This window comes from Ahrensia marina, from assembly GCF_042140245.1.
Lineage (GTDB): Bacteria > Pseudomonadota > Alphaproteobacteria > Rhizobiales > MH13 > MH13.
This window is the reverse complement of sequence record NZ_CP159483.1, coordinates 2,368,173-2,393,048: the sequence shown is the minus strand read 5'-3', so window position 1 is coordinate 2,393,048 and position 24,876 is coordinate 2,368,173. Positions and strand designations below refer to the sequence as shown.

General features: G+C 56.8%; 22 protein-coding genes. 6 read left to right on the top strand and 16 right to left on the bottom strand.

Translation table 11 applies throughout. The features are described 5' to 3' along the window. Positions 1-48: 48 nt before the first annotated feature. The 9 genes from alaS to flgB all read right to left on the bottom strand — a co-directional run bounded on the left by alaS (position 49) and on the right by flgB (position 10,305). Positions 49-2,691, bottom strand: coding sequence for an alanine--tRNA ligase (alaS, locus tag ABWH92_RS11600; RefSeq protein WP_375568514.1), 2,643 nt, complete (start codon positions 2,689-2,691; stop codon positions 49-51). A 215-nt stretch (positions 2,692-2,906) separates the two neighbouring features. Next, entirely contained in the window at positions 2,907-4,001 is a 1,095-nt protein-coding gene (recA, locus tag ABWH92_RS11595; RefSeq protein WP_375568513.1) for a recombinase RecA, read from the bottom strand. Between the two features lie 141 nt (positions 4,002-4,142). Further along, positions 4,143-6,767 (bottom strand): cell cycle histidine kinase CckA, encoded by a 2,625-nt coding sequence (gene cckA / locus ABWH92_RS11590; protein ID WP_375568511.1) that lies wholly within the window; start codon positions 6,765-6,767, stop codon positions 4,143-4,145. 139 nt (positions 6,768-6,906) lie between these two features. Then, positions 6,907-7,983, bottom strand: coding sequence for a flagellar biosynthesis protein FlhB (gene flhB / locus ABWH92_RS11585; protein ID WP_375568509.1), 1,077 nt, complete (start codon positions 7,981-7,983; stop codon positions 6,907-6,909). A 31-nt stretch (positions 7,984-8,014) separates the two neighbouring features. Continuing rightward, positions 8,015-8,776, bottom strand: a complete 762-nt coding sequence (gene fliR, locus ABWH92_RS11580; protein WP_375568507.1) for a flagellar biosynthetic protein FliR — start codon at positions 8,774-8,776, stop codon at positions 8,015-8,017. A gap of 56 nt (positions 8,777-8,832) precedes the next feature. Then, entirely contained in the window at positions 8,833-9,096 is a 264-nt protein-coding gene (gene fliQ, locus ABWH92_RS11575) for a flagellar biosynthesis protein FliQ (RefSeq protein WP_375568505.1), read from the bottom strand. Between the two features lie 32 nt (positions 9,097-9,128). Beyond that, a complete protein-coding gene (locus ABWH92_RS11570; protein WP_375568503.1) occupies positions 9,129-9,452 on the bottom strand; it encodes a flagellar hook-basal body complex protein FliE in 324 nt (107 codons plus the stop codon). Positions 9,453-9,466: 14 nt separating this feature from the next. Continuing rightward, positions 9,467-9,877, bottom strand: a complete 411-nt coding sequence (flgC, locus tag ABWH92_RS11565; RefSeq protein ID WP_375568501.1) for a flagellar basal body rod protein FlgC — start codon at positions 9,875-9,877, stop codon at positions 9,467-9,469. Between the two features lie 23 nt (positions 9,878-9,900). Further along, positions 9,901-10,305 (bottom strand): flagellar basal body rod protein FlgB, encoded by a 405-nt coding sequence (flgB, locus tag ABWH92_RS11560; protein ID WP_375568499.1) that lies wholly within the window; start codon positions 10,303-10,305, stop codon positions 9,901-9,903. Between the two features lie 332 nt (positions 10,306-10,637). Between flgB and ABWH92_RS11555 the strand changes: the two genes are divergently transcribed. After that, positions 10,638-12,239: a flagellar biosynthetic protein FliO gene (locus tag ABWH92_RS11555; protein WP_375568497.1), complete on the top strand. Its 1,602-nt coding sequence runs from the start codon at positions 10,638-10,640 to the stop codon at positions 12,237-12,239. Positions 12,240-12,394: 155 nt separating this feature from the next. Beyond that, positions 12,395-13,078, top strand: coding sequence for a flagellar type III secretion system pore protein FliP (gene fliP, locus ABWH92_RS11550; RefSeq protein ID WP_375568495.1), 684 nt, complete (start codon positions 12,395-12,397; stop codon positions 13,076-13,078). A gap of 24 nt (positions 13,079-13,102) precedes the next feature. On the opposite strand, the gene ABWH92_RS11545 is transcribed toward fliP, so the two are convergent. The 5 genes from ABWH92_RS11545 to ABWH92_RS11525 form a co-directional block, all read right to left on the bottom strand. Then, complete coding sequence (locus tag ABWH92_RS11545; protein WP_375568493.1) at positions 13,103-16,612, bottom strand: hypothetical protein; 3,510 nt, start codon at positions 16,610-16,612, stop codon at positions 13,103-13,105. A gap of 167 nt (positions 16,613-16,779) precedes the next feature. Then, positions 16,780-17,553, bottom strand: a complete 774-nt coding sequence (locus tag ABWH92_RS11540) for a MotE family protein (RefSeq protein ID WP_375568491.1) — start codon at positions 17,551-17,553, stop codon at positions 16,780-16,782. A 24-nt stretch (positions 17,554-17,577) separates the two neighbouring features. Continuing rightward, a complete protein-coding gene (locus tag ABWH92_RS11535; RefSeq protein WP_375568489.1) occupies positions 17,578-18,087 on the bottom strand; it encodes a DUF6468 domain-containing protein in 510 nt (169 codons plus the stop codon). Beyond that, complete coding sequence (gene fliM / locus ABWH92_RS11530) at positions 18,087-19,214, bottom strand: flagellar motor switch protein FliM (RefSeq protein ID WP_375568487.1); 1,128 nt, start codon at positions 19,212-19,214, stop codon at positions 18,087-18,089. Before fliM ends, ABWH92_RS11535 begins: the two co-directional genes overlap by 1 nt. A 9-nt stretch (positions 19,215-19,223) precedes the next feature. Further along, positions 19,224-19,760, bottom strand: coding sequence for a flagellar basal body-associated FliL family protein (locus ABWH92_RS11525; RefSeq protein ID WP_375568485.1), 537 nt, complete (start codon positions 19,758-19,760; stop codon positions 19,224-19,226). A 321-nt stretch (positions 19,761-20,081) separates the two neighbouring features. Between ABWH92_RS11525 and flgF the strand changes: the two genes are divergently transcribed. From flgF to flgH, 4 genes are read left to right on the top strand one after another with little or no spacing between them, the layout of a single operon-like run. Next, entirely contained in the window at positions 20,082-20,822 is a 741-nt protein-coding gene (gene flgF, locus ABWH92_RS11520) for a flagellar basal-body rod protein FlgF (protein ID WP_375568483.1), read from the top strand. Positions 20,823-20,842: 20 nt separating this feature from the next. Continuing rightward, the gene (gene flgG / locus ABWH92_RS11515) at positions 20,843-21,631 is read left to right on the top strand and encodes a flagellar basal-body rod protein FlgG (RefSeq protein WP_375568481.1); all 789 of its coding nucleotides are present in this window, start codon (positions 20,843-20,845) and stop codon (positions 21,629-21,631) included. 14 nt (positions 21,632-21,645) lie between these two features. Continuing rightward, on the top strand, positions 21,646-22,698 hold the full coding sequence (flgA, locus tag ABWH92_RS11510) for a flagellar basal body P-ring formation chaperone FlgA (RefSeq protein WP_375568479.1): 1,053 nt from the start codon (positions 21,646-21,648) through the stop codon (positions 22,696-22,698). Further along, the gene (gene flgH / locus ABWH92_RS11505; RefSeq protein ID WP_375568477.1) at positions 22,695-23,450 is read left to right on the top strand and encodes a flagellar basal body L-ring protein FlgH; all 756 of its coding nucleotides are present in this window, start codon (positions 22,695-22,697) and stop codon (positions 23,448-23,450) included. Before flgA ends, flgH begins: the two co-directional genes overlap by 4 nt. Before the next feature lie 188 nt (positions 23,451-23,638). On the opposite strand, the gene dksA is transcribed toward flgH, so the two are convergent. Together dksA and ABWH92_RS11495 are read right to left on the bottom strand one after the other, a co-directional pair. After that, entirely contained in the window at positions 23,639-24,052 is a 414-nt protein-coding gene (gene dksA, locus ABWH92_RS11500) for an RNA polymerase-binding protein DksA (RefSeq protein WP_375568475.1), read from the bottom strand. Positions 24,053-24,228: 176 nt separating this feature from the next. Next, complete coding sequence (locus tag ABWH92_RS11495) at positions 24,229-24,645, bottom strand: flagellar assembly protein FliX (protein WP_375568473.1); 417 nt, start codon at positions 24,643-24,645, stop codon at positions 24,229-24,231. Positions 24,646-24,876: the final 231 nt, after the last annotated feature.

Sequence of the window (24,876 nt, the reverse complement as noted above, 5' to 3'; positions counted from 1 at the left end):
ACGGACAAATCTTGCTGACTTGCGGGCGATGCCGACAAGCGACTTTCGCTAACCAGCTAGCGCCGATTTCACCGCTTCCAGAGCGGCCTCAGCTTTGGACGCATCGGGGCCACCGGCCTGCGCCATGTCAGGCCGTCCGCCGCCGCCTTTGCCGCCAAGAGCTGCTGATCCAGCGCGCACCAGATCCACAGCGCTGTGGCTGCCCGTCAGATCGTCGGTCACACCGACAACAATCGCAGCTTTGCCTTCGCCCGTTGCGACAAGGGTCACAACACCAGAACCGAGCTCGCGCTTCATTTCATCGGCAATGCCTTTCAGGTCTTTCGGGCTGACGCCGTCCAGCACACGCCCGGAGAACGCAATACCAGCCACATCTTCCTGAGCGGTCGCCTGCTGCCCGCCACCACCAAGCGCCACCTGCTTTTTCAGCTCGGCGACTTCACGCTCAAGCTTGCGGCGCTCTTCCATCAAAGCATCGACACGCTCCAACGCCTGATCAGGCGTGACCTTGAGACGCGAAGCAATGGCTTTCACGCGCGTGTCTTGATCAGAAAGATAAGCGCGAGCCGCCTCACCGGTTAGCGCTTCGACGCGGCGTACACCAGCGGCAACAGCACCTTCCGACACCACGCGCACAAGACCAATTTCGCCTGTGCGCCCAACATGCGTTCCACCGCAGAGTTCCACCGAGAAGGTCGATCCATCAGGTTTGTCGCCCATGGAGACAACACGCACCTCATCGCCATATTTCTCGCCGAACAGGGCACGCGCACCTGACTCAATCGCGCTGTCGACATCCATCAGACGCGTCTCCACTGGGCTGTCCTGAAGGATCATACGGTTGGAAATGTCTTCGATGGCAGACAGCTCATCGGCTTCGATGGGTTTAGGGTGAGAAAAGTCGAACCGCAAACGATCGGGCGCAACAAGCGAGCCTTTCTGTGCGACGTGATCGCCCAGTGTTTCGCGCAAAGCTTCATGCAACAAATGGGTCGCCGAGTGGTTCGAACGTATCGCCTGGCGACGGACACCATCAACGGCAAGATCAACGGGCTCGCCCACCTTCAAAGGTGTGCCGGACACTGTGCCCATATGCACAAAAACACCATCGGCACGCTTCACCGTATCGCGCACAGTGAAAAGAGCATCGCCTTGTTTGATCGTGCCTTGGTCGCCCTGCTGGCCGCCGGATTCAGCGTAAAAAGGCGTCTGATTGACAACAACGGCGCCCTCCTCACCTGGCTTCAGAGCCTCAACCTCCGCACCATCCTTCACCGCAGCAACCAGCACACCTTCAGCGATCAGGGTATCGTAACCTAGAAACTCGCTGGCGCCATGGGCATCGCGAACGGCAAACCAGACTGTGTCGGTGCCGGCATCACCTGATCCCGCCCAAGCAGCCCGCGCATCAGCGCGCTGGCGTTCCATCGCCGCGTCAAAAGCATTCGTGTCCACAGAGATCGCCCGCGAGCGCAACGCATCCTGTGTCAGATCAAGTGGGAAACCATAGGTATCGTAGAGTTTAAACGCGACCTCGCCATCAAACGTATCGCCATCGCTGAGAGTTTTCGATGCATCGTCAAGCAAACCAAGACCACGGTCGAGCATCTTTTTGAAGCGATTTTCTTCAAGCTCCAACGTTTCGGAAATCAATGCGCGAGCGCGGTCGAGCTCTGGATAGGCCTCCCCCATCTCCCGCAGTAACGCTGGTACCAAACGGTGCAGCACAGGGTCTTTGGCCCCGAGCAAATGGGCATGGCGCATAGCACGGCGCATGATCCGGCGCAGCACGTAGCCCCGTCCTTCGTTGGACGGCAAAACCCCATCGGCGATCAAAAAGCTGGTCGCACGCAGATGATCGGCAATCACGCGGTGGCTAGCCTGAGCATCACCCTCAGCCGATACGCCGGTCAGATCAACCGAAGCTGCGATCAGTGACTGGAAAAGGTCCGTGTCATAGTTGTCATGCTTGCCTTGCAGAAGCGCAGCTAGGCGCTCCAACCCCATGCCTGTGTCGATGGATGGCTTGGGCAGCGCGATCCGATTGTCGGCGTCGACCTGCTCATATTGCATGAAAACCAGGTTCCAAATCTCGATGAAGCGGTCCCCATCTTCATCCGGTGAACCTGGAGGACCACCTGGAATGCTCGGCCCATGATCATAGAAGATCTCTGAGCATGGCCCGCAAGGACCCGTGTCACCCATGGCCCAGAAATTGTCAGACGTTCCAATGCGAATGATCTTCTCATCCGGCAGACCAGCTATCTTACCCCAAAGGTCAAACGCCTCATCATCATCGGCATACACGGTGACGAGCAGCTTGTCCGGATTGATGTCGAAGTCTTTGGTGACAAGGTTCCACGAATGGTAGATCGCCTCTTCCTTGAAGTAGTCGCCAAAAGAAAAGTTGCCGAGCATCTCAAAGAAGGTGTGGTGCCGCGCCGTGTAGCCGACATTGTCCAAATCATTGTGCTTGCCACCTGCGCGCACGCACTTTTGCGAGGTGGCAGCGCGCGGCGGTTCGCGGGTTTCAAGACCGGTAAAAACGTTCTTGAACTGCACCATGCCCGCATTGGTGAACATGAGCGTTGGGTCGTTGCGCGGAACAAGCGGTGAAGACGGCAGAACCGCATGGCCATGCTTCTCAAAGTAGGACAGAAACGCCGACCGAATTTCGTTTACACTGCTCATTTCAACCGTTCACCTTTGAACAAACGCCAGCTACCGCAATGCCAGCAAAAAACGTTTCAAACCAAGGTTTGAAAGGCTGGTGGGCAGCAAACAATAGGAAACGGTCGACCTCACGACATGAGATCGACCGCTCATAAAAGTTATCTATAGCTGGTGATGAAAGCTGTCCAGCAAACCAAAGAGTGTTTGCTGATCAACCCGGTTAGGCTGAGTGCCTACTCGCTTTTGCCATCGTCCGGAGCGTCAGTCTCATCATCATTGACCGGCTCGCCTTCCAAAATCTGCTCAGCAATCAAACCGGCATTTTGGCGGATTGCCGCTTCAATCTCATCGGCAATATCGGGATTGTCGCGCATGAACTGCTTGGCATTCTCGCGACCCTGACCAAGACGCTGGCTATCATAGGAAAACCAAGCGCCGGACTTCTCAACGATCCCGGCCTTCACACCAAGATCGATCAGCTCGCCCATCTTTGAGACGCCCTCGCCATACATGATGTCGAACTCAACTTGGCGAAACGGTGGAGCCACCTTATTCTTCACCACCTTCACACGTGTCTGGTTGCCCACCACCTCATCGCGATCCTTGATGGCGCCGATCCTGCGAATATCTAAACGTACCGAGGCATAGAATTTCAGCGCATTACCGCCTGTTGTGGTCTCCGGGTTGCCGAACATCACACCGATCTTCAACCGGATTTGGTTGATGAAGATCACCATCGTGTTCGATTTGGAAATCGATGCGGTCAGCTTGCGCAGTGCTTGGCTCATCAAGCGGGCCTGCATGCCAGGAAGACTGTCGCCCATCTCGCCCTCAAGCTCAGCGCGTGGCGTCAGCGCGGCAACGGAGTCGACCACCAGCACATCCACGGCGCCCGAACGCACTAAGGTATCAGCAATCTCCAAGGCCTGTTCACCAGCATCAGGTTGCGAGACCAAAAGATCATCGACATTGACACCCAACTTGCGGGCGTAAATCGGGTCAAGCGCGTGCTCTGCATCGACGAAGGCGCAGATGCCACCCTTCTTCTGGGCTTCTGCAATGGTGTGTAGCGCAAGCGTTGTTTTACCGGAGGATTCTGGGCCATAAATTTCAATCACACGGCCACGCGGCAAACCGCCAATCCCAAGCGCAATATCAAGGCCCAAGGAACCCGTAGAAACCGCCTCGATCTCCAGCGCCTCACCGGCACCAAGCTTCATGATTGAGCCTTTGCCGAACGAGCGCTCAATCTGTGAGAGGGCTGCATCCAGCGCCTTGCTCTTATCCATACCGTTGCCTTCCACCAAACGAAGCGTCGATTGCGCCATACCAGATATCCCTTCTTTTCACGCAGCGCCGATTCCCGCAACGCAAACCCTTCCGGCTGCATTTGGTGCGCTCAATGGGGGGTATGTACCATGTTTGTTCACAGTGAACAAGATAGGAACAAACGTTTTGAAGATAGTCGCTTAGCTCGCCAAAACGCGTTTCACTGTCTCAGCAAAATCCTTCATCGAGAAGGGCTTAGCCAGGAACGTGAACTCTTGATCATCCGGCAAGTTTTTAGCAAAGGCGTCCTCGGCATAGCCGGAGACAAAAATGAACCGCATCTCAGGATAAAGACTGCGCGCTTCGTGCAACAGCGTTGGGCCGTCCATCTCTGGCATCACCACATCAGAGACGATGAGTTGGATCTCATCACCAAACTCTTCAAGCACCTCAAGCGCTTCCACACCGCTATCGGCCTCATGCACCGTGTAGCCACCTGAACGCAGCAGCGTGGCGTTCACCATCCGCACACCCTCATCGTCCTCAACCAGCAACACACTGGCAGCACCTGTTAGGTCTTCTTGCGGCTGGTTTTGTGATTGTGCGGCCTGTACGGCGGCAACTTCAGTGCCAACATAGCGCGGAAGGAAGATATGGAAGCTGGTGCCCTCACCCACCGTGCTTTCAGGGTACACATAGCCACCCGTCTGCTTAATGGTGCCGTAAACGGTTGCCAGCCCAAGCCCCGTACCTTTGCCGACATCTTTGGTGGTGAAGAACGGCTCGAAAATCTTCTCCATCACCTCCGGCTCAATGCCGGTGCCTGTGTCTGTCACCGATACCAGAACGTAGTCGGCAGCCTCCAAGCCCTTGAAGTTGAATGTGGCGCACTCCTCACGCATCACATTGCGCGTGGTCATGGTCAGCTTGCCACCATCGGGCATCGCGTCGCGAGCATTGACGGCGAGATTGATCAGCACATTTTCAAGCTGAGTAAGATCGGCCATCACGGGCCAAACATCTCCGGAGATATCAACCTCCAGCTTCACTGTTTCACCCACCAGGCGATCAACCGTCATGGAGAGATCAGACAACACATCGTCCATATGCATCACTTGCGGGCGCAAGGTCTGTTTGCGGGAGAAGGCAAGCAGATGGCGCACAAGAGCCGCCGCACGGTTACAGTTTTGGCGGATCGGCGAAATGTAGCGATAGCTTGGGTCAGACGGAGGATGGTTGAGCATCAACAAATCCACATTGCCCATAATGGCTTGCAGCATATTGTTGAAGTCGTGCGCCACCCCGCCGGCCAGCTGGCCAAAGGCCATCATCTTCTGGGTCTGGGCGAACTGCTGCTCCAGCGCTTTTTGCTCGGTCGTATCGATCAGAAACACCAGCGCTTCGGTGTCCGCGCCATCCCCAACAGCGGAGACAAAGAGCTGCGCGGAAATCTGATTGCCAAGATCAGGCATGCCCGGTTGTTCAGACTGTTCCGGTGACTGACCAATCACCACATCAACCGGTCGCATACGACCACGTTGGGCAGCAGCATCATCCAGTGCACGCTGAACAGCATCACGGGCTTCGTTTGAGAAAAGCTCCACCAGTTTGGCCGCGCTGGGTGAGGATGCCTCATGCGCTGAGAGCGCGGCATCGTCGGGCACTTGTTCTGGAAAGAGGCTAGCAAAGGGCGCGTTCATCTGCACCAGAGCGCCATCGCGGTTTACCACAGCGATGGCAATCGGCGCATTATTAAAGAAGCGGGCGAACTTCACCTCAGCGGCCCGCACACTTTCATCGACATCGAATCCGCTGGACCGGTTGATCACCAACGTGCGTGAAGCACGCGGCGAACCATCGACTGAAATCGGCACACGATGATGAATACGCACCGGCAGCCGGGCCCCATCGCGGCGCACCAGATCAACATCAATGATCGTTGCCAACCCGTCAAAATCGGTGGTGGTTGGAGCCGCCGCGAGCAACGCAGCCCCGTCCCCAGCCAACAGCTCATCCAGCGTCAGGCCAGTTTGGTCGATCATCGCAAGATCGTAGCCGAGCCAGGCCGCCAGCGTGGCGTTCATGTAGTTGATCGTGCCTTCCGGATCGGATGAGAAAAATCCAGCGGGCGCATGGTCCAGATAATCCACCGCCTGCTGCAAATCCTGAAACACCTGTTCCTGGCGCGCACGCTCATCAGTCACATCGGCGATACGCCAGACCACGCCATAGGGTGTCTCAAAGTCCGCCACGGAGGCAACCGACACACCGTCTTCGGGCAAGGGCCGAGCGGTCACGTGGTACCAACGTGGCGCCCCCTGCCCGGTTGCCCCACGCGCCAGGCGCACATCGGCCTCTCCCACCTTGCCCTCGGCCACCGTACGCAACAGTTGGAACATGGTGTCAGCGGCATCAGCTTCGGTGCCAAAAACACGATCTGGCAGCCGGATCATCTGCGGGTCATCCACGCCGGTCAGCGTGCCATACGCCCGGTTGGCATAAACAATCTGGCCTTGTGCGCTGGTGGACAAAACCCCTTGGGCATCTTCATCCATAAACTGATCGGCCCAACTCGGCGCCGGCGCACGGCCAGACAGCTGAAGAAACCCAAGAACCATCGCCAAAAGCGCCGCGATACCCAGCGCAGCGAACACACCCAGCACCATCAGCAGAACGGTTGGACTGGAGCCCATATCCGAAAAGCCGATGAAAACCATCAAGGCGAGCAGGCTGATAAGGGTGAGCACGACAAGCGATCGGCGTTGTCGGCTGCGCGAGAAACGCGGCGCATCAGCATTGCGCAGATCAATCAAAGGCTCAGTCACAGAACGGCAAGCACCATAGAAAAAGACGAAAGCAGGCTTAAGCAAACCGAACGATTCGGCCAGCCCAAACTATCGCGGCACATACTGGTTCGCCTAGCGCAGGCCAGCGTAGCAGCAGCAAAAGCTGTGATTGATGGGATCAAAGCCGGGCAGAGCGCTTCTCACGCATGCGCATCACAAAGCCGATCACTTTGGCCACGGCCTCAAAATACTCAGCAGGGATCGACTGATCGATATCAACGCTAGCATGCAGCGCCCGGGCGAGTGGCGGGTTCTCAACAATCGTCACCTCGTGCTCACGCGCGACCTGGCGGATGGAGAGCGCCAGCGCATCAACGCCTTTTGCCACGCAGATGGGCGCTTGCATGCCGCTTTCATACTTCAAGGCAACAGCAAAATGGGTCGGGTTGGTCACCACCACAGTCGCATCGGGCACAGCAGCCATCATGCGCTTACGCGAGCGTTCCATACGCACCTGTCGCAGCTTGGCTTTGACCGTTGGGTCACCCTCTTGCTGCTTGTACTCGTCGCGCACCTCTTTGACCGTCATTTTCTGACGCTCAAACCAGCGGTGACGCTGATAGAGATAGTCGGCCACGCCAATCACAATCATCACAGCGGCACTGGCAAGCAACAGAGCAACAGCAAGATCAAGCATCGCAGGAAAGAACTGGCGAAGGTCCGTGAAAAGGATAGCGTCCAGCTCGTCACGCCGTGGCAGCAAGATCAGCACCATAAGCACGCCAATCAGGCTGATTTTCAAAAGCCCTTTGATGAAGTTCATCAGGCTCTCGCTTGAGAACAAGCGCTTGAAACCGGCCACAGGCGAGATTTTTGAAAGCTTTGGCGTGATGGGCTCAACCGAAAGCACAGGACGGTGCTGCACCACATTGCCTAGCACAGCCATGGCCATCAAAAACAAAAACGGCACCGCCACAGCCAGGGCAATGGCCGGGCCAAAAGCGCCAGTCAACGCGACAATGGCGCCGCCATCAACGGGTATCAACGCCGCTTGCTGCATCAAATTGGCGAACAAAGGCGTTAGCTTGGCCATGGCGGGGCCCACCATCAAGCCAACCACCAACGTGCCTCCAAGTAAGACAAAAGCGGAGGAAAGCTCTTGCGACTTGGGAACGTCACCCTTTTGGTGCGCGTCTTCTAAGCGTTTATGGGAGGGGTCCTCAGTCTTTTCTGACTGGTCGGCTTCTTCCGCCATCAGTCCTCCTGCGGCCTGTTGGCTCTAACCGCTAGGACGGGAAAAGAACCAACATGACCTCGCGCACATGGTCGATGTAAAGCGCCATCAACGCGCTGAGCATCGCCGCCAAAAGAATAAACCCGCCCAAAATGTTCACCGGCATGGCGATCATGAAGATCTGCAACTGTGGCATAAGACGAGAAAGAATGCCGAGCCCCAGATAAAAGATCAGGCCAAACACCATGAAGGGCGCGGAGATTTGTATCGCCACCTCGAACGCCTTGGCCGCGCTCATCAGCGCGTACTGCGTAAAATCGCCGATTGGAATGATGCTGCCGACGGAAAACACGTCGTAACTGCGCACAATGCCTGCCAACGCCAAGTGATGAAGATCGGACAGGAAGATCAACGTGATCCCCAAAAGGCCCAAAAAGTTGCCCAGCAACACGCCTTGCACCCCCTGCGAGGGATCGACGTTGAGCGCAAAACCCAGCCCCATCTGGAACGCTATGGTGGTGCCGGCGACCTGCATTACCGAAAGCACGAACCGTACCGCGAGCCCGAGGCCAAGCCCAATCAAGATTTCCCAGATAATCAGGCCAAACACTTCCACGGCGCTTTGTGGGACCTGCGGAAGAACCCCTGAAACAGTGGGATAGACGACCAACAGCGTCGCCAAAGCCATCACCAAGCGCACGCGCACAGGAACGGTTTGCTCGCCAATGCCAGGCATCAGAAGAAACAAGGTGCCCAGCCGCGCGAACAACAGCAGTGCGAGCCAAGCAAGATCTGGCAGGAGCGAAATGTCCAACGACTGAGCCTATCAAGGATGCTGACATCAACACTGGCTCAGCCATGGCAGCCGGCCTAACCAGCGATGATTCGTTCAGCGACGCGGTTCATGTAGCCTGCCATGAGGCTGCCCATGAACGGAAGGGTGAGCATGAAGGTGACGAAGATCGCCATGATCTTCGGCACGAACACCAACGTCATCTCCTGGATTTGTGTAAGCGCCTGGATAAGACCAATGGCAACACCAACCCCGAGACCAACGATCATCATTGGCCCGCAGACATAGATCAGCGTCACGACGCCATCGCGGGCAACATCAAGCACTTCAGGTCCGGTCATTGAAACGTCCTAGAAACAAAGGAGCACAGGCCTTAGATCGGCATGCGGAGAATTTCTTGATAGGCTTGGATCACCCGGTCACGCACGGTCACCACGGTTTCAAGCAGCACCTCGGTTTCGGCAACCGCTGTCACAACATCAACAACATCCGCTCGCCCTTGCACCAAATCCATGCCGGCAGCTTCGAAAGCGCGCCCTTCATCGACCAAGTTGGTGGCCTGCTGTTCAATGAGGGCGCCAAACCCATCTGATGGGCTGGTGCTCGCGGCCTGCGCACCACTCTGCCCGTTGCCAGACAGCGCCTGGGCAGCTTGAGCATAGGCCTGAATGGCTTGGTTGGTTGGAATGCTGGTCATGACGGCCTACCCTTCTAAACGCGCAGAATATCAAGCGTGCGTGAGATCATCTGGCGTGTGGATTGCACGACATTGAGGTTGGCTTCGTAAGAGCGCTGCGCGTTGCGCATGTCCATGGCTTCCACCAGGCGGTTCACGTTGGGCATGGCGACATACCCTTCGTCATTGGCAGCAGGATGGCTGGGATCAAAGCGCATACGAAACTCACCGCGATCGGGGCGAACCGGGCCCAACTCAACGATGCGCGAGTTTATTTCTCGGTCCAAAGAGGCGCGAAATGTCGGGATTTGCCGACGATACGGGTCACCCTCTGGCGTTTGTGCCGTTGAATCGGCGTTCGCGATGTTCTCAGCGATGATACGCATGCGCCCAGACTGAGCTTGCAGGCCCGAAGCTGCCGTCACCAAGCTTTTGAGGAAGTCCATGTATGCCGTCCTTCAATTAAGCGCTAGCGACGGCCAACAGCCGTGCGCAGCATGCCAAGGGATTTCTGGTAAAGCGTTGCCACCGTTTGATAATCGAGCTGGTTGGCAGTCATTTTCATGACCTCTTCTTCCAGCACCACCGAGTTGCCTTCCGGCGTTACTTCAAACGTTTGCTCGCGATTGTTGTCGAACCCGGTTGTGTCGGTCACAGGCCGCCCGGCGATGTGTTTGGCATCCGTGCGGACAGGCGCTGTGGCCGTGGGCCGGGCAACCGAAAACTGAGCTTCATGATTCACGCGCTGTAAATCGCGCGCTTGAAAGCCTGGCGTGTCAGCATTGGCAATGTTTTCTGCCAGCACAGACTGGCGCGCAGAATGCCATTGCATTTGCGTGCGCAGGGCCGAAAAGAAGGGCAGATTACGAAGCATTGGGCCAAAGCCACCAAGAGTTTATGGTTAACGGGACATATCAATCTGGGCAGAATGTGCCGGGTTCACAGTTAACAAGCTGTTAACGGCCAAGCGCTGTGACAGGTGAACCCTTGGAAAACCTCAACAATTCGCGCCAACAAGTTGGGGGCTTAAACCCACCCCCTAACGACAAGCCTTGCTCAATTGAGTAATCTTACGATCACAGCTTGCCGAATCGCAGAAGGTGCACCTGCGCCATCTGCAATGGCCGGTCAGCTAAAGAGGTCAGCACGCGCCTCTTCACACATGTGACGCGTGGAGGCCTGTGGTGTGCGTTGGAGGGGTACGGTGTGTTCGAGGAACAGTTAGGCGAAACCGGCGGTACCATCGCCCAGTTTGGGCTTTCTTTGATCGTTGTTGTCGCGCTGATCTTTTTGGTGGCCTGGGTTGTCAAACGCTTTGGCGGCGCACGATTTGGAGGCCACCAGGGCGAGGAGGCCGAGCTGCAGGTGGTCGACACACTGTCCATCGACCCCAAGCGCAAGCTTGTTTTGGTGCGTCACGGCAAGCTGGAACATCTCCTGCTGATTGGAGGCAACTCCGATGAGGTGATTGAACGTTCCATGGTCGGCGGCATTCCGCTGGCGGCGCGCATGCAGGCCAGCAAAGCGCAAGAGAAGCAGGAGGAAGAAACCTATGCTCGCCCTGCTGATCGTTTCAGAACAACCAATCGGTTCTCCTCTGCCTTGCTGCGCACCAAAGCCGGAGAAGAAAACCGCGAGCCGACACCCCCACCGGCAAGTTCGCCCAGCGCAGCCGTGGCGGCTGCAGGCGTTGCAGCAGGTGCCGTTGGCGCGGCAGCAACAGTGGCAGCGGCAAAACCTGACGCAGCAGCCAAACCAAAAGCTGCAGAGGCCGCCCCACCCAAACCGCCAAGCACACAAGCAAACGAACCTGCCGCTCCACCTGTGATCAGTCCTGTCGTCCAAGACGAACGTGCTGCGCTGGATCGCTCCTTGGATGAAGCTCTATCCGCTTCGTTGCTTGATGAACCCGCCGCTGCACCACCTGTGCCCAAAGAGCCAACGAAGCCGGTCGCAAGTCCTGCTGCGGAAGCATCCAAACCTGACCCGCTCAAACTTGACTCGCTTAAAACAGAGCCCGCGGCCGCACAGCCAATGCCGGCCTCGCCAGCAGCATCCGTATCAACGCCAAAGCCAGACACCCCCGCTGCTACACCGACGGCCTCTCCACCACCGTCAGCAGCGATCGACGATTTGGATTTGGAACGCGAGCTGGAAGCGGCGCTCGAACTGGATGGCTTCGAAACACCGTCCAACAACGGCGATGCGCCTGCAGCCGTTGATCTCCCACCCCTGCCCGATATGCCCGACCTGCCAGACCTTTCCACCCTCACCGGCAATGGTGACAGTGAGAAAGAAGCTGCACCAAGCCCAGAGGCGGCAAAGAGTGAGGCTGTTGAGGCACCCAAAGACGTAGCCGAAACCAAGTCGAGTGAACTTGAAGCGGGCGAACCAGCAGATCCACTTAAGCTATCGAGCGTTCGCGATATCAAGGAGAGCGGCGAAGCCGATCAAGCGGCGAAAGTTTCCGACGGAGAGGCGGAGACAGCAGCGGAACCCGCACCAGCGCCTGACATCCCTGTTGCACTGTCAGGCCGTGATGATCCGCCCATCCCCGTGACCATTCCAAGCAGAGGCCCAGCCGCCAACGCCACGACGCTGGCTAAAGCAGATGAACAAGAAGCAACTGAGGGTGCTGACGAGAACCCGGTAGAACAAGCCGTCGATATCTCGTCCAAGCTTCAGCCCGTACCGGCATCGACCGAGGATACTTCCGGTAAGGCCAGCACTGAAAAGTCTTCTGATGATCTGGACGACGAAATGCGGCGGTTGCTCGGAGAGATCGCAGGCGAGCCTGAATCCAAGTGAGCGGCGAAAACCGGCACAACCACACACGTTCAGCTCACGCAAATTCTGCCGACAATATAGGTGAGGTTGAGCGACCAAGATTACGCGTTGGGTGGGTTGTTGTGGCCCTCCTGCCGCTCGCGCTAGCATCTCTTTTGGCCTTAGTGCCACAGAGCATGGCCCAGGACATCTCCATCTCACTCGGCGATGATATCGGCGTGACCGAACGCGCCGTTCAGATCATTCTGCTGATCACCATACTGTCTTTGGCGCCGTCTATCCTGGTGATGGTAACATCGTTCACGCGCATTGTGGTTGTGCTGTCACTGCTGCGCACGGCCATCGGCTTGCAAACCGCGCCGCCTAACACGGTGATCATCTCGCTAGCGCTGTTTCTTACAGCCTTCATTATGGCACCAACCTTTCAAGAGGCCTATGACGTCGGTATCCAGCCGCTGATTGATGAAACAATCGAACTGGACGAGGCCTTTGAGCGCGCCTCTGAACCATTCCACGTGTTCATGCGCGCTCATGTGCGCGAGAACGATCTGCGCCTCTTCCTCGATCTGTCGCAAACGCCCACACCCGAGGGCCCTGAAGCCATTCCGCTGACCGTTTTGGTTCCGGCCTTCATGATCTCAGAGTTGCGCCGGGCCTTCGAAATCGGCTTCTTGCTGTTCGTCCCGTTCATCATCATCGATCTGGTCGTCGCATCGGTTTTGATGTCGATGGGTATGATGATGCTACCCCCAGTGATCATCTCCCTGCCGTTCAAACTGATATTTTTCGTGCTTGTTGACGGCTGGAACCTGGTGGCAGGATCGCTGGTGCAAAGCTATGGGCCGCCGCCCGGCTTATAGCCAGACTGCTCAAACCTTTGGCCATCAAACGCCTGGTGGGCTGCTTGGAACCGTTTGAGAGGAGAACGTGGAGCGGTAGTCCGACAAGAACCGGTTGAGTGTGTTGAGGCTGGCGATACCACGCACCACATCGCGGAACGCGCTGCCCTGCGTCTCGATGGGCGCGGTCACAACATCGAACGCACTTGCATAAATGCCTTCAGACATTTTGCCGTCAAACCGTGCGCGCAAACGCTCCAAGGCATACTCATCACCGGCGAAACCAAAGGCGATGGATGCCCTTAACACTTGCTGCATTTCGTCTTCGTCCAGTGGAATACGATCGTTCCAACGATCTGCAAGAGAGCGCTCGATAACCTCTCCGGCCTCAACCCAACGTTCAGCGTTCCACAGCACATCAGCACGCACGGCATCGACATCACTGCCGTCTAAGCTGCGCAGCATCTCCAGCGCCAACTCGTGGCGACCCAGCTCTGATAGCGCCCGCGCTTCAATCACCCGGCGACCGCGTTCAATCGATGGCGGCACCTGCGATACGCGCGAGCGTTGAAGAACAGCCACGGCTTCAGAAGGTCGGTAATCCATCAGGTAGATCAGCGCCAAGTCAGCTGCAATTTGCGCTTTGGCCGTTCCAGTCAGTCGGTTTTCAACCTGATGCTCAAGAAGATCAGCGGCTTGGTCGAGCAAGTCGATACTCACCAGACGCTCAGCAAGACGCCGAACCAGTTCATCGCCACGGCGACCGATCGGGGTTAGCTCGCGAAAATCATAGAACAGAGTCAGCGCATCGATGGCCGCCATTTGATCAGCTTCGCCATTCAGAAACAGATCGACAAAAATCGCCTGCATATCATCCGACACGTCGGTCGCGTCAGGATGGTCGGGTTGCGCGATCAAAATGCCTTTGAGAGCCGAAAGCGCTTCGGCGTAACGCCCTTGCTCCACGTAGAGTTCACCCAACAAACGCCGGGTTCGAACCTCGGTGTCGTCACCGCGCCAAGCGACCGCCAAGTTTTCCAGCTGATCAAGGCCTGTTGCAAGACTGATCTCCTCATTGGCAATCCGCGTCTCAATGGCAAGCAACGTCGCCTGTGCGCCGAGCGGCCCCTCATTACCATCACGAACTTTGTCGAATACGCCAAGAGCGTCGTCATCTCGGCCTTTAGCCAGGGCAACTCTGCCTTGCAGCAACTCCAACCGATCTTCTTTGGGACTGCCAGTAAGACGGGACGGGTCGATCTGCGAGAGCCGCTCAGTCGCCAGATCTAGGGCGCGCACATGCAGAGCAGCTTCAACACCGTCCAAACGCGCCTGCGCCACAAGCGATGCTGGATACCCATCAAAAAGGGCCGCCACTTCATCATAAGCAGAGTTTACCGCAGGCCAGTCATGCAAGGCAGCGTTGGCCAATAGACCCCAGAAACCGGCATCCACCACACCATCCATGACATGGGAGTTGACGATATCGCGGGCTTCCTCATTGCGCTGGGCCAACGTTAAGGCCGCCGCGCGAACCATCAGATAGCCTGCATCATGCTCAAGCGAAGATGCTTCGGACAGCACAATGTCCAAAGCTCCGTTGGCCTCCTGGCCAAGGTCAAAGGCGAGCAGAAACCGCGCGAACGCCATCAATCGTTCTATGCGCACGGCCCCTTCGGAGGCTGCGATGGAGTTTTGGAAATCCTCGTAACGCCCACTAAAGGCAGAGGGGCCCTCGCCGGCGTAGGCCCGCAAATCGAAATAGCCTGGACGCTCATCAGCAGAGAACCCAAACGACCCCAACGACAAACCAACTTCAGAGAGAGTTAGTCCTTGCTCACGGGAGAGAACCACGCGCTGCGGTTCGGCTTCGAGTGTCAGCGCGTCAACGTTGGGCCGCACAACCAAGCCATGGGCCGATGGCAAGACGTCAAACTCCACCAATTCTTGCCGCGACAGTGCACCTTGCGATGGGCCGAGCATCGGTACAACAAACAAGGCATCGCCCACATGCGGGTGCGTGATCTGCCGCATGGTGCCGAAGCCATCGCCCAAAACTTCAAAAAAGGCCTTGCCGTCCGGGAACGTGCCACGCCCGACCTCCAGGCCTTGAGGTGGTTCCAAAACCGATGGACCAAGCACCACAACCCAACGATCCCCGCTGGGAACCATCGAAACCAAGGCATCTTCATGCAGCTCGAGGTGAATCAGATTGAGGTCATTCACCCGTGCAGGCTGAATGGACCGCACCAGATCATTGAGCTCTGAGCGCATAGCACGCAGGTCAAAAGGGATCGGATTCTCAAAAACGAGCGTAACGAAGGACTCGCGACGGAATGCGGCAGCTGGCGTTGGCTGCGTAAACGGGAAGATAAGACGCGTTGCATCGCCATCCATCCGCACCTCGACACGAATGACATTCGGGTCAACAGCATCACCTGTGGGCTCACCAACTTCGGGAGAACGCCCGCTCTGTAGAACAGGGGCCGAGGCGACATCCGGGCGCATGGCGAGCGACTGAAGGTCATCTTCCGTTGGGGGAAGACGGTCATCGGCCATCTGCGCAACAGGTACCTCTTCTGTCATATCGCCAGACGATGCGGCCATCGGACCGATATCACCTGGATCAAGCGGGCTGACCTCGTTGGCAACGCTTTCATCTGGCTGAGGCACCACCACGTCTTCTTCGCGCGGTCCCACGGTTGAAAACCGCGTTGTGCCAGCATTCACACCCTCTATGGGCGGCGACAGCGTTTCCATCACACGATCGAGCGCGGCTTGATCAATACCTTCCATCTCAAGCGGGATTTCGCGTTCCAAATCGATGATAAAGCGTTGATCATCCTCAAACCAGCGCAGGCCCGCGCCCGGGAGAACATCCATCGTGACGGAGAGGCTTGCGCCATCACGCTCGTACTCAAGACCTTCCAACTCTATGGGCTGGTCAACAAAGGCAGGTGTCAGATCAATCGGCACATCATAGTCGAACTGCAACACAACCTGCGGTCCGGTTTGGGAGACAGCGACATTGAATGGCACGTTCCAATTGAATGCGTATCGGGTGAAAGTTGGTGCAGCCCCGACGCGCAGCGTCACCTCTGGCTCCAACTCACCAAGCAAACGACGACGCTCGGCTTCAGCCGCTTCACGTGCGGCCTGTTGCGCGCGCTCAGCAAGGCGCTGAACAACCTCTTCAGGCAGAGGCGGTGGAAAACCCTGCCAAGAGGTGGGGAGGAAATCGATGAACAGCGTTTCACCAGCTTCCATCGTGTTGACCCGCACCGCTCGTGACAGGCCAAATCGCATTGCGCGCCCATCAGGGTCTTGACGGGCGATGGTCACAAAATCTGACAGCACCCGCATGGCGTCGCGAATATCGGTCTCCACGGCCTCTTCAAAGACAATGCGCAAAACACCGTTTTCAGCGTCGATCTCATAAGGTGGAAGATCAAGGCGATCACGGAACTCAAGAGTCAAACGGCCAAAATCGCGCTCGCGTTCGGCCACGGCAACGGCAACGGCTTGCAAACCTTGTGCTTGAGCGCTCCCTGTCAACACAGCCATCCATGCAAGCACAAGCACACTCAACAGACCTACCAGAAGCGGCAGCTGAGGCGTGCGATGTAGGTGCAGCTTGGAACGCGGATTCAACACAGCAAAGATCACCGGACTAACGATCCGATGACCTTAAATTCCACGCCTTAAGAAGCGCTTACTGAAACCTATTGAATGGGAACACCTTCAATGCGCGGCAATTCGCCGGGGGCTTCGCTGGTTTCTGTGGGCACATGGACGGGCATTCCAGCCAGAGCAATTGTTAGCCTGCGGGCGGACTCTGTGTTCATTTCACCTAGAATATCAGCCATCTTGCGCGGGTTCATCGCATTGGCAACTTGCATCAATATGGGCAGATCAAGCAGATCGAAAATTGCCGCGGCATCCTTAGCGCGCATGGCCGAATAGACCTGAACAAGGCGCGCAATCTCTTCGTTTTCCCGCTCTTCTTCAGCATCGGCCACAGCCGTGACGCGCGCTTCGAGGGCCTCCAACTCGGCAAGCCGCTCTTCCAAGCGGCGTTCTGCAGCGGCAAGCAACTGCTCACGTACGCGCAGATCCTGTTCGCGCTCTTCCATCAAAACACGCCGCTCGCCTAGACGCTCAAGCAGCGCTTCGCGCGACGTTGCAACGGGCAGTTCAATCTGATCCTGGACCGTGGTGCCGCTTCCATTGCCCATAAGCGGCGCTTCGCCAGCAGGGTCGGCATCGGCGTCACCATTGATGTCGGCATCAGCCATAGCAGCTTCAGTTTCAGCCATGGCAGCATCATCAGCCGCATCCTCCACCACTACAGCGTCACCCTCATCGCTTTCCTGGGCACGTGCGGTTTCCACACCACCAACGCTGTTACCCGGCCCAGCAACAAGGTTAAAACCTTTCATGCCGAGCAACATCATCGACGTCAGAATGACGATTGGCAGCAGACGGATCGAACGCATGGTGAAGCTCCCCCAACCAGACTTCTAAGATGCCACGCGCTGCAGACGTTCCTGCAACGCCCGGGCGGCGTCATCCAAACGACGGCTCGGGCTGGCAGCCTGCTGCGCTGGAACGGCCTGTATAGATGGTGCCTGAACTGGCGCTGGCTGAGGTTGGGCTGGCTTCACCGCCCTGGCAGCGGGTTTTGTTGCTGGCGCTTCCCCCATTGGGATCCCGGCCATTTTACCGAGGCGTTCCACTACGGCACCGGCTGCGGTCAGCTTGGTGGACAGTTCATCTGAAACTTGTCCTGCCTGGTGCAAACGCTGACCAAGGGTCTGATCACACTGGGCTGAGGTTGTACGAAGGCCTTGAATGGCTCGTTCAGCAATCTCAGTAGCAGTCAAGAGTTCAGCGATCGTGGCGCGTAGACCTTCTTCATCAGCACGCAAACGCTTCAAACGACCATTGAGAAGGATGCAGTAGCCGATGGTGATCACCAAAAGAATGGCCACCAGTCCTTCAATCACCAGGCTTAGAGGAAGGTTCAGCATCACGACTCCATAGGGTTTGGCTGCTCGGCATGCTCAAAAGATGCCAATGTTGTTTTTGGTTTGCGCAGATCTTTCATCACGCGAACGGCCACGTTGCGGTCACGCTGACCAAGTTGACCTTCGGTGATGATGGTTTCGCCACATTTCAAATAAATCGGATCAGTTGGCGCCGTCTCGAACATCAAAGTCTGCCCCTCTTTGAAGTCCATCACCTTGGAAAGCGGCATCATCTCTTCATAGATCACGGCATCAACGCCGATTTTGGCCGAATAGATTTCGGTTGCCAGATGGCCTTCCCAAATGGAATCACGCCCGAATTTCTCCCCCATGAACATCTGCAGAAGAAGTTCACGAATGGGCTCGATGGTGGCGTAAGGAATGAGCAGCTCGACCTTGCCACCGCGATCTTCCATGTCGACGCGCATTTCAACCAGAATAGCCGCGTTGGCAGGCCGACAAATGGTGGCAAAGCGCGGGTTGGTCTCCAGTCGGTCAACGTTAAAGGTAACCTTGGACAGCGGCGCAAACGCTGCTTCGGCATCGTTGATCAAAACCTCGACCATGCGCCGCACAAGGTTCATCTCGATGGTGGTGTAAGGACGGCCCTCAACCCGCATAGAAGATGATGAGCGACGGCCACCCAAAAGCACGTCAATGACGGAGTAAATGAGACTGGAATCAACCGTGATCAGCCCGAAATTGTCCCACTCTTCAGCCTTAAACACCGATAGAATGGCGGGCAGCGGGATAGAATTGAGATAGTCACCAAAACGCACCGAGGTGATACCATCGAGCGACACCTCCACATTGTCGGAGGTGAAATTGCGCAAGCTTGTTGTCGTCAGGCGCACCAACCTGTCGAAGATGATCTCCAACATCGGCAGGCGCTCATAAGACACCAAAGCCGAGTTGATAATGGCGCGTACCCCAGAGGTTTCGCCGTCATGCCCTTGCTCAGCGTTGAAGCCAAGCAGATTATCGATCTCATCCTGGCTTAGGACACGGTCTGCGCCTTTCTGCTGGGACTCAGAATCGTCTTCATCCTCATCATCAAGCATAGCCGCCCATTGGGCCGCCATATCATCGGCGTCGTCATCATCTTCAAAATCGTCTTCTTCAGCCATCATGATCGGCTCCTATTGAACGATGATTTCACGAAACAGAACGGCGTCGATTTCCGCAGGAAAGATCGCCAAGTTGATCCGGCGCTGAAGCTCGTGCTTCAGTCGAAACAGGCCCGCGGACCCTTCCAGATCAGACACGCGCAGCTCCCGCAGATATGTTTGAAAGACGTCCAAGATGCGCGGCAGGTTTGGCTCGATAACCGCGCCAATTTCTTCGTTCGACATTTCCAGCGCCACCAAGAGGCGGAGATATTGCGCACGCCGCTCCGCATTGGCGAGGTTCACGGTGATCTCGGGAAGGTCATAATAGAACTTCGGCGCCTGAGCTTGCTCAATGGCAATCTCTTCGGGACTTTCACCTCCGCCCACCCAACCAAGCAGGAACGCAGCGCCAACGCCGCCGCCGACAAGAAACAGAACGCCCACGCCAGCGATGATCATAAGCATCTTTTTGGAGAGCTTACGCTTGCCACCTTCTTCGGACGCATCATCGCCTTCGCCAGCGGCATCAGCAGCCACATCGTCGGGGGTTACATCTACGTCGGCCATGAGCGCGCCCTGTTGGAAAAGTCTCGTGCATTAACCAATGGGCGCCGTTGGTTAACGAAGTGTTGACAACCCGGCCAGATTTGCCGGGCGGCGGCAGTTCAAGGGCGGCAAGAACACCCTTTTGGTAAGGGCTGCAGCCGGTAAAAACCTTCTAAAATATTGAAAAAATTGTATTTTTCAAACTGGCACAGCTCCTGCAACAGGTAACACATCATTCACCATGTTGCCCGCTGGGGAGCTCGGCATCATGACCTGAATGAGACCCACATCACCGGATTTTGGCGGTGTGTCTTAACGATTCATGGAGAGGAATCGCCCGTCATGATGAATGCTCAGCTTGTTGGATTGTCCCGCGAGGTAGCCTTACGGCGCGAACTGGACGTCATCGCCAACAATTTGGCGAACATGAACACCAATGCCTTTCAGGCTGAGCGTGTCGCATTTGAAGACTATTTGATGCCACGCGCTGAAGCTTCGGCGTTTCAACATCGCGATCACGATGTAGCCTTCGTACAAGACTGGGCGACCTACCGCGATACGCAGCCCGGCGCACGCGAAATGACAGGCAACGAACTGGACGTTGCCCTTTCGCCTGGCGGGTATCTTACCGTCGAGACGCCACAGGGCATCCGCTACACCCGCGACGGTGCGTTGCAAATCAACAATCAGGGCCAACTGGTCACGCAAAGTGGCCACCCGGTCATTTCGCTCGGCGGTACGCCGATCCTCTTCACGCCTGCTGACAGCGACATCACCATCACCGGGACAGGCCAAATCACCACCAACGCTGGCGGTCGCGGCACGCTGCAACTGGTCTCGTTCGCTAGCGAGCAGACGTTGGAGAAAGTTGGCTACAACCTTTTCGCAGCACCAGAAGTTGCCGACCCCGACCCGAGTGTCCGCCTAACACAAGGCGTGATCGAGACCTCCAATGTTCAACCGGTGCGGGAAATGTCGCGTTTGGTTGAGGTCCAGAGGGCCTACGAAATGCAATCCAACATGCTTCGCCAATCTGATCAGATGCGCCAGGAGGCTATCCGCCTTCTTGGTCGTCTGAGCTAAGCGCCTAGGAGATCACGTCAATGCAAGCGCTTTACATCGCATCCACAGGCATGATGGCCCAGGAAACGAATGTGGAGGTCATCTCCAACAACATCGCCAACATGCGCACAGCAGGCTTCAAGAAGCAGCGTGCTGAGTTTCAGGACCTTCTCTACCAAAACCTGCGCCGTGTTGGAGCAGAAACGTCTGAGCAGGGCACGATCCTGCCATCAGGCGTTCAGATCGGTTCAGGCGTCATGACCGCCGCCACGCCACGCATCATGAGCCAAGGCTCCATTCAGCCGACCGACAAAGAGCTCGACATGGCGATCTCAGGAGACGGGTTTTTCCAGATCCAACTGCCAGACGGGGGTACGGCGTACACCCGCGCGGGCACCTTTGAGCGCGATGCCACCGGAACACTTGTGACAGCCGATGGTTTCACCGTGGAGCCCGGTATCACCATCCCGGAAAATGCGCGTGGTTTGGCCATCGGGGTTGATGGCACGGTCACCGCCGTTTTGGGCACCGGAGGCACGGCAACGACAATCGGCCAAGTACAGCTTGCCCGTTTCATCAACCAAAGCGGGTTGCAAGCCATCGGCGACAATCTGTTCACCGAAACAGCCTCCAGCGGCGCGCCGGTGACCGGTAATCCGACGGATGAAGGCTTTGGCTCGATCCGCCAAGGCTACATTGAGCTCGCCAACGTGAACTCGGTGACCGAAATCTCCGATCTCATCGCCGCTCAACGCGCCTATGAGATGAACGCACGCGTGGTGCGGGCAGCTGATGAGATGCTGTCAAACACCTCGCAAATGATGCGCTAAGGGAGGGTTGAACCATGATCACCCGCTTGCTCCTGGCCCTGCTCTTTTTCTTCGTGGCCGCCCCGTTTTCCGCCGCCCAGTCGACCATCGGCGCGCGCATCTCCGATCAATTCGATGCGCCACTGCCGATGCTGCGTCCACAGGTCATCGTGACATCCGACCTGGTCACACTTGGCGACCTTTTTGATCACGCCGGAATGTACGCTGAAACACCCGTTTTTCGCGCTCCCGCTCCAGGCACTCGTGGTCGTGTTCAAGCGCACACCGTTTTGGATGCTGCACGCCAAGCTGGGCTCGACATCGTTGACTTGGCCGGGCTGACTGAGATTTCTGTTGAACGCGCTGGTGTCCGTTTGAACGTTATGGACTTCGAACAGTTGGTGCGGGACGCGCTGCAAACGCAGTTGAGCAGTCTGTATGGTGAGAACCCCGGTCGCTACGCGATCACACTGACCAGCAACCCCTCACCAACAACAATCGCGACAGAGATTGCGAACCGCTTGGTGGTGGATCTGCTTGTTGCTCCATCAGGACGTTCAGAGCGCTTTTCAGCGCTCATCCGAACCCCATCAGGCCAAGAAATCGCACGCCTTGATGGCCGTGCTGAGCACCGGGTTATGGTGCCCGTTCTTGGACGCGCCTTAGCGCGCGGCGATGTTGTGCGGGCTTCGGACTTGCGCCTGCAAGATGTTCCGTTCAGCCGCACAATGGGAACACCAACTCTGTTGGAAAACGCCGATATCATAGGCCAAGCTGCAAAGCGTTCGCTTCGCGCTGGTTCACCGCTCAATCCAGATGACTTGACGGCCCCACTGATGGTCGAACGGCAGGACCTGGTGACACTGGTCTACCGCCATGGGGCGCTTGCTCTCACGGTGCGCGCCCGCGCCATGGACGAGGGAGCCGAGGGCCAGTCCATCGACGTTATGAATCTACAGTCTGATCGCGTTGTGCGCGGCGTCGTGGCCGGTCACGGGTTGGTCCATGTCCTTGGCCCTATGCAGGACATCGCCGCTTCAACTGATCTTCTTTCTTCAAACACTGCGACGGCGGAGCGCATCCAATGAGCCTTTTTTCAAACTATCAGCGTCTTGCCGTTCTGACCCTTGCAGGGCTCGCATTGGCTGGCTGTTCAGCTGCAGACCGTGTTGCCAACATTGGTGAACAACCAGCGCTCTCAGCGATCGAAAACCCAACCACACAGCCCGGCTACCGCCCGGTTTCGATGCCAATGCCTGAGCCGATGGTGGCGACCTATAGCCCAAACTCGCTGTGGCGCTCCGGCTCACGGGCTTTCTTTAACGATCAGCGTGCCTCGCGTGTTGGTGACCTGGTGACAGTGCAGGTCGATATCACGGACAGCGCACAGATTGCCAACCAGACGGCACGCACCCGCTCCTCCACCGAGCAACTTGGTGGCGGTGCATTCATCGGCACCACGCTCGATCGAATCATTCCATCCGAACTTGGAGCGACGGCCGAGACCATTGCGGATTTTGACTCCGATTCTTCCTCCAACGGCCAAGGCTCGGTTAACCGATCAGAGCGCCTCACCACCACGGTTGCGGCGGTGGTGACGCAAGTTCTTCCCAATGGCAACATGGTCATTGAAGGTCGGCAAGAGGTTCGCGTGAACTTTGAGGTACGCGAGCTCATCGTCGCCGGTGTGGTTCGTCCTGAGGACATCGATGCCTCCAACACCATCGAATCCTCAAAGATTGCCGAGGCACGTATCGCCTACGGTGGACGCGGGCAGATCACCGATGTCCAGCAGCCACGTTACGGGCAACAACTCTTTGACATCCTAATGCCGTTCTAGACAAAGCGGTCAAATTGGCGGAGGTCACTGGGCCCCCAACCTGACGACCTCCACCCCTGGCATGCCCTCTCCAAAGATGGGCTGAAGCTCCCCAATTTTTCGGCCCATCACACCGCATGTCAGACAAAAAAGGCGCGGCATTCAGAACAGATGCCGCGCCTTATTGCGTTGAATATCAAGCGATAAGATCAATCGTCGCGATAAACCTTTTCGCGGCGCTCGTGAGCCTCTTGCGCTTCCAACGAAAGCGTCGCGATGGGTCGGGCGTCCAAGCGTTTCAATGTAATCGGATCGCCAGTTTCCTCACAGAACCCATACGTTCCATCATCGAGCCGCCGCAATGCCGCATCGATCTTAGAGATCAGCTTGCGCTGGCGGTCACGCGCCCGCAGCTCAATCGAGCGATCAGTCTCAGATGAGGCGCGATCAGTGAGGTCGGGGTGATTGACCGTATCGTCCTGCATGTGGGCCAGCGTGTCGCGCGCCTCGGCCAGTATGTCATCTTTCCAGGCAATCAACTTCTTTCGAAAGTAATTGCGCTGCCGCTCATTCATAAACGGCTCATCCTCAGATGGCCGGTAGTCATCTTGTACGTCCAACATAACGCTCCCTCCGCCCAGATTCGGCCTATCGCCAAGGTTGAAGTTTCGGCAGCCTATACGCCATAGCTTCGCACGCTACAAGCAACGCGTGCGCGAGCGATATGTGAACCCGGTATGAGGCTGTTAGCAAAACCAACACGACAAAAATATGATAATCGATCGAGGTTTTCGACGTGCTAAGCGTCGATCCCAAGCTTGGCCAACTCGACCCGGGCCCGCAGCGCGATATCATCAATCAACACAACGAGTTTTGGATCATCAGCACCTTGTTTTGCACGAACAAGGGAAAGAAGAGAGCCAACACGCTGCGGTGAAACATGTCCTGCTAACAGGTCGGCACGAAGCGCTTCCAATTGGTCCAACAGATCATGCCCATGGCGCACAGCACGCCGTTCGCGATCTTCCGGATTATCCACAGATTGCAGGGCTAGGATCGCATCAAGGCTTTGAACGCCAGCGACACCGCTAGGGACAGTGGAGGAAGCGCTGGTTGCATCACTGCCTTGCGAAGGAACGGAGAAACCGCTCGCCGCACTGCTGTTTTTGCGCGTCTTGCCAGCACCTGTGGATGTCTTTGGTCCTTCGACCCGCATAAGGCCCTCCAGCCCAGTTCCTCAACCCCACCCTTTGTTCTGCCATTTTGGTTAACCAAACCTTAAAAGCTCGGCAGATTTGGCCGACTTCAAGGCAAGCCTCGCCATGCCTTGACCATATTGCCGCCTCTTCAGCGCCGCCTTTGCCTCAATTTTACATCGATAAATCAAAAGGCTAGCGTGTTCGGGACACGTTGGCACGGCTCTTGTAGCGAAAGACAGCAAACCGTT

Bases quoted from the DNA above. Each gene is read 5' to 3' on its own strand.
- alaS (WP_375568514.1), bottom strand. From the start codon at position 2,691: ATGAGCAGTGTAAACGAAATTCGGTCGGCGTTTCTGTCCTACTTTGAG.
- recA (WP_375568513.1), bottom strand. From the start codon at position 4,001: ATGGCGCAATCGACGCTTCGTTTGGTGGAAGGCAACGGTATGGATAAG.
- flhB (WP_375568509.1), bottom strand. From the start codon at position 7,983: ATGGCGGAAGAAGCCGACCAGTCAGAAAAGACTGAGGACCCCTCCCAT.
- fliQ (WP_375568505.1), bottom strand. From the start codon at position 9,096: ATGACCGGACCTGAAGTGCTTGATGTTGCCCGCGATGGCGTCGTGACG.
- ABWH92_RS11570 (WP_375568503.1), bottom strand. From the start codon at position 9,452: ATGACCAGCATTCCAACCAACCAAGCCATTCAGGCCTATGCTCAAGCT.
- flgC (WP_375568501.1), bottom strand. From the start codon at position 9,877: ATGGACTTCCTCAAAAGCTTGGTGACGGCAGCTTCGGGCCTGCAAGCT.
- flgB (WP_375568499.1), bottom strand. From the start codon at position 10,305: ATGCTTCGTAATCTGCCCTTCTTTTCGGCCCTGCGCACGCAAATGCAA.
- fliP (WP_375568495.1), top strand. From the start codon at position 12,395: ATGGCCCAGGACATCTCCATCTCACTCGGCGATGATATCGGCGTGACC.
- ABWH92_RS11540 (WP_375568491.1), bottom strand. From the start codon at position 17,553: ATGCGTTCGATCCGTCTGCTGCCAATCGTCATTCTGACGTCGATGATG.
- ABWH92_RS11535 (WP_375568489.1), bottom strand. From the start codon at position 18,087: ATGCTGAACCTTCCTCTAAGCCTGGTGATTGAAGGACTGGTGGCCATT.
- fliM (WP_375568487.1), bottom strand. From the start codon at position 19,214: ATGATGGCTGAAGAAGACGATTTTGAAGATGATGACGACGCCGATGAT.
- ABWH92_RS11525 (WP_375568485.1), bottom strand. From the start codon at position 19,760: ATGGCCGACGTAGATGTAACCCCCGACGATGTGGCTGCTGATGCCGCT.
- flgF (WP_375568483.1), top strand. From the start codon at position 20,082: ATGATGAATGCTCAGCTTGTTGGATTGTCCCGCGAGGTAGCCTTACGG.
- flgG (WP_375568481.1), top strand. From the start codon at position 20,843: ATGCAAGCGCTTTACATCGCATCCACAGGCATGATGGCCCAGGAAACG.
- flgA (WP_375568479.1), top strand. From the start codon at position 21,646: ATGATCACCCGCTTGCTCCTGGCCCTGCTCTTTTTCTTCGTGGCCGCC.
- flgH (WP_375568477.1), top strand. From the start codon at position 22,695: ATGAGCCTTTTTTCAAACTATCAGCGTCTTGCCGTTCTGACCCTTGCA.
- dksA (WP_375568475.1), bottom strand. From the start codon at position 24,052: ATGTTGGACGTACAAGATGACTACCGGCCATCTGAGGATGAGCCGTTT.
- ABWH92_RS11495 (WP_375568473.1), bottom strand. From the start codon at position 24,645: ATGCGGGTCGAAGGACCAAAGACATCCACAGGTGCTGGCAAGACGCGC.